This window comes from Hymenobacter rubripertinctus (assembly GCF_003583925.1).
Classification (GTDB): Bacteria; Bacteroidota; Bacteroidia; order Cytophagales; family Hymenobacteraceae; genus Hymenobacter; species Hymenobacter rubripertinctus.
In genome coordinates this window covers 38,415-48,404 of record NZ_QYCN01000042.1, presented here as the reverse complement: position 1 = coordinate 48,404, position 9,990 = coordinate 38,415, and the positions used below count along the sequence as shown (strand labels likewise).

Annotated in this window: 9 protein-coding genes; 4 read left to right on the top strand and 5 right to left on the bottom strand. The window is 64.3% G+C overall.

Going from position 1 to position 9,990, the window contains the following annotated elements; all coding sequences use genetic code 11:
- The first annotated feature begins 423 nt into the window (after positions 1–423).
- From D0T11_RS19195 to D0T11_RS19185, 3 genes are all read left to right on the top strand, one after another.
- Positions 424–2,175, top strand: coding sequence for a S8 family serine peptidase (locus D0T11_RS19195; protein ID WP_182888497.1), 1,752 nt, complete (start codon positions 424–426; stop codon positions 2,173–2,175).
- Complete coding sequence (locus D0T11_RS19190; RefSeq protein WP_147374738.1) at positions 2,172–2,888, top strand: hypothetical protein; 717 nt, start codon at positions 2,172–2,174, stop codon at positions 2,886–2,888. Before D0T11_RS19195 ends, D0T11_RS19190 begins: the two co-directional genes overlap by 4 nt.
- 229 nt (positions 2,889–3,117) lie before the next feature.
- On the top strand, positions 3,118–3,720 hold the full coding sequence (locus tag D0T11_RS19185) for a hypothetical protein (RefSeq protein ID WP_147374737.1): 603 nt from the start codon (positions 3,118–3,120) through the stop codon (positions 3,718–3,720).
- Between the two features lie 280 nt (positions 3,721–4,000).
- On the opposite strand, the gene D0T11_RS19180 is transcribed toward D0T11_RS19185, so the two are convergent.
- The 5 genes from D0T11_RS19180 to D0T11_RS19160 form a co-directional block, all read right to left on the bottom strand.
- Positions 4,001–5,296 (bottom strand): DUF3570 domain-containing protein, encoded by a 1,296-nt coding sequence (locus tag D0T11_RS19180; protein WP_119657427.1) that lies wholly within the window; start codon positions 5,294–5,296, stop codon positions 4,001–4,003.
- Between the two features lie 133 nt (positions 5,297–5,429).
- A complete protein-coding gene (locus D0T11_RS19175; RefSeq protein ID WP_119657432.1) occupies positions 5,430–5,615 on the bottom strand; it encodes a DUF4266 domain-containing protein in 186 nt (61 codons plus the stop codon).
- Between the two features lie 107 nt (positions 5,616–5,722).
- On the bottom strand, positions 5,723–6,763 hold the full coding sequence (locus D0T11_RS19170) for an FAD:protein FMN transferase (RefSeq protein ID WP_119657426.1): 1,041 nt from the start codon (positions 6,761–6,763) through the stop codon (positions 5,723–5,725).
- Between the two features lie 77 nt (positions 6,764–6,840).
- Positions 6,841–7,332 carry a thioredoxin family protein gene (locus D0T11_RS19165; RefSeq protein ID WP_119657425.1) on the bottom strand — a complete coding sequence of 164 codons (492 nt, stop codon included), beginning with the start codon at positions 7,330–7,332 and terminating at the stop codon, positions 6,841–6,843.
- 407 nt (positions 7,333–7,739) lie between these two features.
- Positions 7,740–9,065, bottom strand: coding sequence for a M23 family metallopeptidase (locus D0T11_RS19160; RefSeq protein WP_119657424.1), 1,326 nt, complete (start codon positions 9,063–9,065; stop codon positions 7,740–7,742).
- 164 nt (positions 9,066–9,229) lie between these two features.
- On the opposite strand from D0T11_RS19160, the gene D0T11_RS19155 reads away from it, so the two are divergent.
- Positions 9,230–9,955: a helix-turn-helix domain-containing protein gene (locus D0T11_RS19155; RefSeq protein WP_119657423.1), complete on the top strand. Its 726-nt coding sequence runs from the start codon at positions 9,230–9,232 to the stop codon at positions 9,953–9,955.
- Positions 9,956–9,990: the final 35 nt, after the last annotated feature.

The window sequence follows — 9,990 nt, the reverse complement described above, 5'->3', positions numbered from 1 at the left end:
GCCCGCACGGGCCGGCGACCGGTACGCGTGAACTTTTCGAGGGCAGACTGATCAGCAGCCGGCAGGATAAAGGGAGTCAGGGGACGGGCCATATCATCTCAACTCCGACTCCCTTATTTTGTTGGCTAACTTACCTGACTAAGCACTAGGCGCCTCGACAATGACCGACCGGCTGCCTCGTTCCCGCAATGACTATAACAGAGACGCCTATCCGCGTCTGGTCGTCCAATGCAACCGGACCGGCAACGCGCTGAGGCGTATTCATTCATCCAGGATCCGCCGTTCGTCAAACCCGCTCTGAAAACGTAGGGTAGTTGTGCCTGGCCTCGAGTGGCGTGGCCAGTAGCAGAAGTAATTCCGCTGGCTGCCCGCTTTCCCGTACCTTCGAAAACTCAATCCGTCTTCCCCGATCCGATTTTTCGCTTGCGCCTGTATTCTCTCTTCGGCCTCCCTTTGCTGCTGGCAGTGCTACCGGTGCTGGCAGGGCAGGCTCAGTCCCGGCCGGTGGTCCCGGCGGCCCGCTATTGGGTCACGTTTCGCGACAAGGCGGGCCAGCAGCTGCGGCCGGCCGCGTATTTTAGTCCGGCTGCCCAGGCCCGTCGTCGCCGCCAGCACCTGCCGCCCGCCGACAGCACCGACTACCCCGTGCGCCCCGACTACCTGGCCCGGGTGCGCGCCGCCACCGATTCCGTAACCCTGGTCAGCCGCTGGTTCAATGCCGTGGCCTGCCGGGCCACGCCGGCCCAGGCCGCCCGCCTGCGCGCCCTGCCCGGAGTGCGCGGGGTGGAGCCCTGGCCCATTTTGCCGCTGCTGGCGGCCAGCCGGAGCGCGGCCGTACCCCGGCCGCTTTCGGCCGCCGACCGCMCGCTGGCCCGCCAGCAGACGGCCGCCCTCGGGGCGACCGATTTCCGGCAGGCCGGCCTCACGGGCCGGGGCTTGCGGATTGCGATTTTCGACGTGGGCTTCACGGGTACCGACCGCCATCCGGCCTTCGCGCACCTGCGCCGCCGCCGGGCCATTGTGGCAACCTACGACTTCCTGCGCCGGACGCCCGATGTGTACCAGGGCGGCAGCCACGGCACGGAGGTGTTGTCCTGCATTGCCGGCCGCCTGCCCGACAGCACCTGTCTGGGCCTGGCCCCCGAGGCCGAATTTCTGCTGGCCCGTACGGAGCAGATGCACCGCGAGAAGTACGCCGAGGAGGAAGCCTGGCTGGCCGCCGTGGAGTGGGCCGACCGCAACGGGGCCGACATCATCAACTCCTCCCTGGGCTACACCGACCGCCGCTACTTTCCCGAGCAGATGAACGGCCGCACCAGCCTGGTGGCCCGGGCCGCCGAGTTGGCCGTGCGCAAGGGCATTCTGGTGGTAAACGCCGCCGGTAACGCCGGCGACGACCCGCAGTGGCGCACCGTGGGCACCCCCGCCGACGGCGACTCAGTGCTGGCCGTGGGCGGTATTGATCCGGTAACATATCTGCACCTCGACTTTAGCAGCTATGGTCCGGCCCCAGGGGGACGGCTCAAGCCCAACGTAGCCGCGTTCGGGGTCGCCATTACGGCCGTGCCGGGCGGGTACAGCCGCACCGAAGGCACCTCCTTCGCCAGCCCGCTGGTGGCGGGGTTCGCGGCCTGCGCCTGGCAGCAGCAGCGCGGCCTGCCAGTGATGGCGCTGTTCGGGCAGTTGCAGCAATCGGGTAGCCTGTATCCGTATTTTGACTATGCCCACGGCTACGGCCTGCCCCGGGCCACGTTCTTTACCGCACCCGCCGCCAATCGGGCCGCCGTGCCTACGTTCGATTTCGTGCGGACTGATTTGGGCGTGAGCGTAATTATCCGGCCGGCGGCGGCCTTCGTTCCGGCGCGCACCCTGCCGCTCTACTCCGATTCGGTCCAGGCAGCCCGGCCCGGCCTGGCAGTAGCGCTGGTGGGGCAGGAGCAGCCCCAGCTGCTGCCGGGAGCCGAAGTAGTAGCGGCGCCCCCGCCCCCGGAACCGCCGGCCTACGTGTACTGGCAACTGCTCTCGGCCGACCAGAAGGTGCTGCGCTACGAAGTGCTGGAGGCTACCCAGCGGGCCGTGCTGCAACTGCCCGTTGGCGAGCTGCCGGCCGGCCACACGGTGCGGGTCCATTACCGGGGCTACACCGAAACCTATTCTGTTCCTCCAACGCCATGAGGTATTCGTTGTTGTTTGTCGGGCTGCTGCTGGCGATGGGGGGCACCCCCGCCCAGGCCCAGCGGGTGCTGCTGCACGCCGAGCCGGCCGCCGACTCGCTGCCACCACGCTACGGGCCCAACCGGGCTTTTTACCAGCACCTGTTTGCCGGCTACTCGCCGGTGGCCGGGCGGGCCGAAGGGGCTGGCGCGGCCCTGCGCCATCCGCAGTCGGCAGAAACCTTCCTGGGCCTGCGCACTAAATTCCGACTCAGCGGGCAGCTGGCTATGGGCGCAGACGTGCGATATGCCCGCCTTCAATACCAGCTCAAGCAAACCAGCGGAAAGCTGTTGCCCAACGCCCAGCTCCACGACCGGGAGGCCCTCATGTTGTCGCAGGTGCAGCTGGAGCCGTTTTTGCGGCTGGGCTTCGGACGGCGCGGCAACGTTATCGGGCACTACCTGGACGTGAGCGGCTGGGGGGGCTGGGCCATGGCGACCACGCACTATTACGAGGACCGCCCCGGCACCGGCGGCGGCACCAGCACCCTGGTCAAGGAACGCCAGCCCCGGTACCTGCGCCGCTGGGCCGGGGGCGTGGGGACACGGCTGGGGTCGGGGCGCTATGGCGTAGTGGCCCGCTACCGGCTTTCGTCCTCGTTCACCCCGGCGGCCGACCCCGCTTACGCGGAACTACCGCGCTGGCTGCTAGGGCTGGAGTTGGGGGTATTCTAAAAAACCACGAAAAATCCGGCCTTGGTCCAGCCCCAGAATGCATTTATCCCGTAAATATCCCCGGGCCGAAAACCAGCTGTTGCGGCTTGCTATCGGCTGGTAATTTTTCTTTTTGCCTACCCAACGCTCCACCATACCCCGTTCGAGGGTTCTGCCCGGGCCGGATGCCCGGCTGTTAGAAGGTTGCGTATTTTGCCGAACTGATTTGACGATGGTTTATTCCTCCTTCATGAAAAAGCTTGTATTCCCCGCAGCTGCGGCGTTTTGTCTGTTTCAACTTACCTCCTGCCTGAACACGGAGCGCGAGGTGGGAACTTCCAAAAACGCCGACCGCCTTTTCACGCCTACTCCCGAGGCCAACCGGGGCCGCGTAACGGAGCGCACGGTGCTGCGCACGGTGAATGCCACCCATACTTTCTCCTCCCCGAAAAGCAAGGACACGTTCGTGCTCCAGCTGCGCGGCCCGAAAATCTCCACTTCCCAGGCTCACTTCATCATCATCAGCAGCTCCGGCGACACGCTTCGCAACGAATCGATGCCGGCTACCGCCCTCATCCGCAACCAGGACATCGCGGATCCGCAGGCCACCACCACCCGCGACAAGGAAATTGCCATTCTGCAAGGCATGAACAGTTTCTTCCGCGACGACCGGTTCGTGCAGCCCGCCGTGCCCAAAGCCGCCATCCAACCCGAAAATGTTGACTCCCAGTCCTGGAAAACGGTGAAATCCGACAACCGGGCCGTGGGCTTCGACTACCCTTCGGCCGATGGTCGGGAGCGGCGGCTGGCCTACTCCAAGGAGATGAGCCGCGCCGTGATCATCGCCGAATAAATCGGAATAAATCAGACGACCCGTAAACGCCAAGACGCCCCCGGACCCGGTCCGGGGGCGTCTTGGCGTTTACGGGTCGTGGCTAACCCAAACAGCTAATGGCTACTCATCAGCAGGAGTCGGGTCGGATTTGTCGTTAGGCCTCAACTCTCGGCCGCTTGATACGCGGCCCGAAAAAGGGAGCCCTCTGGTGAAACAGCTCGTATGCGTGGAAAGGCAGCAGAAAAACCCCAAAGAGCGTATTTTAATCACTAATCACTAATCACTAATCACTACTCACTCAAGGCATCGTGAAGGCCAGGTCGAAGCTGATGACGTTGGCGCTGAAGCTGATGTTGCGCCGATAGTAGGCATAGCGGACATCGAGCGACTTAAACTTGGCGACTTTGCGCCCGCCCTGACCATTGCTGAAGGGCGTTTTGAAGCGGCTGATGCCGTATACCGGCGAATAGCGCAGCCCCAACCCATACTTGTTGGCCGAGAAAGCCGATAGGTCGTAGTCGGAGGTGTAGAATTCGTCGGCGACGGAGTGCTGGGCGTAGGCGGCGAAGTAGTCGGCGGCCGTTTGGGTGTGGTAGCGGTAGAAGGGGTAGAGCACGAAAAAGGGCGTCACCTTCACCGGGGTTTCCAGCTCGAGGGTGTGGGCCGTGATGCCGAAGTTGTCGTTGTAGAAGCGGTAGAAGCCGCGCAGCTGCACGAAATCGGAGGCGAAGTAACTCACGCGCAGGGCCACCGGATACTTGAAGCGGTTCTGGGGCAGCTGCTCTACCCGGGGCAGTGCCCCGGCCCCCGCGTCGCGGAAATACACCCGGTGAAACGGCGTGCTCAACAGTCCGTGCTGATACACCAGCTCCGTGCTCAGGGCCACCTGCATCCGCTGGCTGATAACCTGCGAATACACCAGCGAGAGGTTATAGCTCTGGCGCTTGTCGGTGGGTACCAGCAGTTGGCCGGTGCGCAGCTCGGTAGGATAAATCAGTTTGGCCTGGTCGAGAAATACCTGGCCGGCGGCGCTGAATTCGCGGTTGCCGTCCCGGGAGCTTTTGGCCCAGGAGCCCACCACGTTCACCGAGAAGTAGTCGTATTCCTTCGATACGCCGGCCCCCAGGCCCACGATACGGTGCCTGGCCCGGTTCTCGCGCGAGTAGCCAAAGTCGGCATGAATGCGCGTGTCGCTCGAGGAAGGCGTCGACAGAAAATAGCCCTCCACGCCGTCGATACGGTCGGTGGAGGCGGAGGCGTAGAAATCGGCCCCGATGTTGGCCGTGAGCCGGCTCACCGTATCGAGCGGAATATTGAGGATGATGGTGGGCGTGACGTCGGTGAGGTACTCCGTGCCGCGGCCACCCTGCACCGCGCCGTGGGTGCCATCCTGCTGGTAGTAGCTGCCGAGAATGTTGACTTCCGTTTCGCCCACCGGGGCGCTGGCCGCATTGGTCTGGGGCGTGAGCGGCACGCCCGAGCCATCGATGCGGTTGGGCGTAACGCCGCCCTGACCCCGCGCCAGCATCGGCAGCAACCCCAGCAGCACCGGCAGCACCCGCGCCGGCCGAAAAAGATTGGTAGAAAAGCGCATACGAGGGGGCAGAGGTTGGTCGGCGGCTAGCTATTGGCTGTCAGCTGTGAGCCAGTTTAGATTTTTTTCGCGAATCATTGTTCAAAAGCACGGCTTTCCGGCTGGAGCGTCGTCCTTTTTCCGGCTTCAAGCGCTAATTACAACCGCAGCCGCCCCCTACTTTGCCGCCGTTGGCCCCGCCAGCCCCTTCGCGGTACGACTCGAAGTTGGTTTCGTACACTTCTACCCGCTTATTGGCCAGCTTCATGTCCTCATCGTTGAGGTATACTTTCTGGTAGGCCGCCACCGACACGCAGCCCGCGAGGCTGCCGGCGGCCATCAGCAGGCCGGTTATGCCCAGCACGAGGCGACGCAGGCGCGAAAAGGGAGTCGGAGAGGTCACGGGCAGGGGAGAGAGAGTGAACAGCGGAATGACTGGGGCAATGGTCAGGGTTTGGGTGGCACCGGGCTGCCCTCTACGGTCGGGGCAGCGGTTCGGTAGTAGTTCACCCGCATATTCTTAGAAACCAGGGTTTGGTTGTCGTCGGTGATGAGCGTGCAATCTACTCCCTTCAGGGTATTGATGAAGGCCAGCCCGGCGACGGGGCCTTTTACGAAGACGACTTCATCCAGGCAGTCGGCCAGTTCCACATCGGAGCAGATGATGGTGACCGAGCGCAGCCCCGTGGCCGGCAAACCGGTGGCGGGGTCGATGATGTGCCCGTACACTTTGCCGCCGGAAGTAAAGTACTGCTCGTAGTTGCCGGCCGTTACCACGGCCACGTCGGTCACCTGCACCCAGCTGGAAATGCTGTTGGGGTGGTCGGGGTCGCCGATGGCCACCCGCCACAGCGAGCCGTCGGCCTGGCGGCCCCAGCACAGAATGTCGCCCGAGCCATTGAGCAGCCCGCCCCGGATACCCAGTCTGTCCAGTACCTGCCGGGCCCGCCGGATACCGTAGCCCTGAAGCACCCCGGCCAGGTTGATGCGCATGCCCTGGTCCTGGAGCATTACGGAATGAGTGGCCGGGTTGAGCAGCACTTTGCGGTAGTTGATGCGTGCCACCGCCGCCAGCCTCACGGCAGGGGCAGGCAGCGGGTGTTCCTGGCGGTCGAAGCGGTAAATCTTGTCGGCCGAGGCAAAGGTGATATCGAACGCGCCCCCGCTCAGGGCCGAAATGCGCAGGGTGCGGGCAATCAGGTCGTACACCTCCTGGTCTACCACCACCGGGTGCCGGCCGGCGGCGCGGTTCACCTGGGTTATCTGGGAAGTCGAATCCCAGAACGACATGAGCCGGTCGATACGGCGGGTTTCGGCAATAGCCGCGTTCAGCGCGTTCCAGCCCAGCGTATCGTTGTCGGCCACCACGGTGTAGGTGAAATGGGAGCCCATCAGGCGGGCCTCCTTGGCATAGTTGCGCGGATGGGCGGCTACCGCCAGGGGAAAAGCCAGCAGCAGCCAGAACAAACGAAGGAACAGAGCAGGCATTGGCGGAACGAAGGGCACGGACCCAAAAAACCGGCCGGCCCCGAACTTGTTCAGGACCGGCCGGGCAGAATGGCGGGTTATTTCCGGGTCAACAGAGAATTCAGGTGAGCATCGTAGGCCGCCACGCCGCCGGGGCGGTAGCCGGTTTTGGCCAGCACCTTACCCTCGGGTGAAATGAGGACCACCAGCGGGAAGGCCCCCTCTTTGTTCAGGCGGGCTGCCGCCAGCTCGTTCTGCTTGATCTGGTCGGCGGGGAGCCTGTTCTTCTTGCTGCGGGGAAAATCGAAGCGGGCCAGCACGAAGTTGTCCTTAGCGAACTGCTCAAACTCCGGCTTATCGAATACTTCCTGCTTGAGCATGATGCAGGGCTTGCACCAGTCGGAGCCCGAAAAAACGGCCAGCACGGGCTTATTGGTGGCCTTGGCCTGCCGCAAAGCCGCATCCAGGGTGGTGTTCCAGGTGGGGGTAGCGGCGGTGGTGGCCGTCGGGGCCGGCATTTGGGCCAACATACCACCGGACGAGCCCAGCAGTAGCAACGAAAAAGCGGTGGCAAACAATGGAGTGCGCATGAAGTGGGTTGTTGGGGGCAGCAGGACCAAGCATCCTGCGTTGTCGTGTACGGGGCAACCTCCGTGCCGTTAGTGGAAAATAAAACGCGGGGCAGCTCTCACGAAAGCAGCCCCGCGTTTTTACTCCAATCACCGGCCCAAACGTACGGGCGCTTCCATGAACGCCGTATGAAGAAAACCGCGCAGCTGTGAAAAAACTGAGAGAACGTCATTCCGAGCACAAGCGGAGCCGGAGGCGAGGAATCTCGCGTGCTGACGTTGGATTGGTAACTCTGATGACAGAATGACTCTGGCAATATTAGCACGCAAGACTCCTCGGCTGCGGCTCCGCCTGCGCTCGGAATGACGTTCTTTTAACTGCCAACTGCCAACTGCCAACTGCCAACTGCCAACTGCCAACTGCCCAGTCACGTCAGCAGCCAGCCCGTACGGCCGTTGGTTTGGCGCACGAGGCGGTAGCGGCCAAACTCGCCGAGTACGGCCACGGGCGTTTGGGCCGGCAGGACGGCAATGGCGGGGGCATCAGGCAGCGGAAACGAGTGCAGCTCGGCAGCAACGGTAAGGTTTTCGCGGCGCAGGGGCGCGGCCGTCAGCACGGCTTTGGCCGGCACGAACCCGGTGCCGCCGCCGGGCAGCTGCACCCGCAGCCAGTCGGCGGCTACGCCCAGCACCAGCAGGGGCGTGGTGCGGGTAGCGGTGGCCGCCGGGGCGGCGGCAGTGGCTGGGGTCCGACGCAGAGTCAGGCGGGTTTCGCGGACCCGCACGTACTGGCCCAGGCGGGCGGGCGGCGTTTTGGGAGCGGTGGGCAGTACGTCGGCGCGGCGCAGGAAGGGCAGCGGGTCAATGGCTCCGTTCCGGTACACGCCGAAGTGGAGGTGGGGTGGGGTGCTTTTGGCGTTGCCGGTATTGCCCACCAGGCCCAGCGTGTCGCCGGGCCGAACCTGCTGGCCGGGCTGCACCAGCTGGCGGTCGAGGTGGGCGTAGTAAAGGTGCTGGCCGTGGTCGGCATCGGCCAGCCAGACCACCCGCCCGCCCAAGGGCGTTTCGCTCACGCGGGTAATGTAGCCCCGGGCGGCGGCCACGACGGGCGTGCCGTGGGTGGCGAAAATGTCCACGCCCTCGTGGCGGCGGGCACCGCCGTCGCGGCCCGCGCCCCAGAATGAGCCGATGGCCTTATCGGACTTACCCAGCACTGGAAAGCTCAGGCTGGGCTCGCGCCGGATGCTGAGCGTGTAGCGGCCGCCGCGCAGCAGCTCGGGCTGCACCCGCAGCAGGTGCTGGCGGTCGGCCTCGGCCACGTAGCGGAAGGAGAGGTTAGCAGTGTCGGCGGCCAGCAGGTGGCGCGGGGCCGCGCGGTCGGGGCTAAGCTCGTAGGCATCCAGAAACACCTTGGGCGGCGCGGTGCCGGCCGCCAGTGTAAGGCTGACGTGGATGGTTTCGCCGGTGCGCACGGGGTAGCGCAGGCCGGTGGCCACGGCGCGGTCAGTCGGGAAGAAGCCGGATTCCTGGTAGGGCAGCTTTACCACCAGCGAATCGCGCAGGGCCTGGTTGGCCGCCCGGAGCCAGTCGCGGCCCAGGGCCGTTTCGGCCAGGCCGGCCTGGCGGAGCCGGCGGGCGTAGTTTTCGTGGGGCGTGCCCGACTGGAAAATGCCCCGCAGCGTCTGGTTGGGGCCGCAGGCGGTCAGTAAAAGAACAAGAAGAGTAACAGGCAGGGCGCGAAGGCGGTGCGGCATAGAACGAAGTCAGCAGAAATAGCAGAACCTGCTAAACCCCGGCCGGCGCGGAGTAGTTCGACTGCGCGACAAGGCTGCCGTCGGCCTGCCGGCAGTTACCGGCAACTGGGCCCAGCAACGGAAAGCCGTATTATTACCCACGTTTTGTCGTTTAAATTTCGCGTATGTTCTCCGCTGCCCGCATTCTCGCTATTCGTAAACGTAGAGGCTTCTCGCAGGAAGTGCTGGCCGAACACTCGGGCGTGAGCTTGCGCACTATTCAGCGGGTAGAGCAGGGCGAAACAGTTCCCCGGGGCCATACCCTACAAGCGCTGGCCACCGCCTTGGGCGTGTCGTTGGAAGATTTTCGCCCGGAAGATGGGCCTACAACTGCATCGGCTTTTTCACCAGGTCCATCCCTCGCCGTGGCGGCCCGGCCAGCGTCGGCCCAGCCCAGCCCGGAGCCAGCGTTGGAAACCTCTGTCCAACTCCTTTCCGCATCCGGGGTGGTGGCCGCGCCTGCCGTGCCCGTGCTGCTGAGCCCATTACGGCCCGACCCGGAGTTTCTGCAACTGCTCAACCTGAGTGCGCTGAGCGTGCTGGTGCTACCCTTGCTCAACATCGTTGTGCCCTTTGTCCTCTGGCGGCGGCAACGCCATACCATCCTGCACGCGGCCGAGGTGGGCCGCCGGGTATTGGGCTTCCAGATTTTGTGGCAGGTCGGATGCTTTCTGGCGTACGTGGTGGTGCTGCTGGCTTACCAAGCGGCCAACGCGTTGCATCTGCCGCTGTGGCGGGGGGGCTTCCTGGCGGTGTTTATCCTGTCCTACTTGCTCAATCTATTGCTCGTGGGGTACTATGCCGGCCGGCTACGGCGCGGCGATTTAGCTATTTATCCCATCAGGCTCTGATGCCACAGGGCTGATAGAAAAGGCTTTAGGCGTAG

Coding starts and splice junctions, on each gene's coding strand:
- D0T11_RS19190 (WP_147374738.1), top strand. CDS start 2,172: ATGAGGTATTCGTTGTTGTTTGTCGGGCTGCTGCTGGCGATGGGGGGC.
- D0T11_RS19185 (WP_147374737.1), top strand. CDS start 3,118: ATGAAAAAGCTTGTATTCCCCGCAGCTGCGGCGTTTTGTCTGTTTCAA.
- D0T11_RS19180 (WP_119657427.1), bottom strand. CDS start 5,296: ATGCGCTTTTCTACCAATCTTTTTCGGCCGGCGCGGGTGCTGCCGGTG.
- D0T11_RS19175 (WP_119657432.1), bottom strand. CDS start 5,615: ATGGCCGCCGGCAGCCTCGCGGGCTGCGTGTCGGTGGCGGCCTACCAG.
- D0T11_RS19170 (WP_119657426.1), bottom strand. CDS start 6,763: ATGCCTGCTCTGTTCCTTCGTTTGTTCTGGCTGCTGCTGGCTTTTCCC.
- D0T11_RS19165 (WP_119657425.1), bottom strand. CDS start 7,332: ATGCGCACTCCATTGTTTGCCACCGCTTTTTCGTTGCTACTGCTGGGC.
- D0T11_RS19160 (WP_119657424.1), bottom strand. CDS start 9,065: ATGCCGCACCGCCTTCGCGCCCTGCCTGTTACTCTTCTTGTTCTTTTA.
- D0T11_RS19155 (WP_119657423.1), top strand. CDS start 9,230: ATGTTCTCCGCTGCCCGCATTCTCGCTATTCGTAAACGTAGAGGCTTC.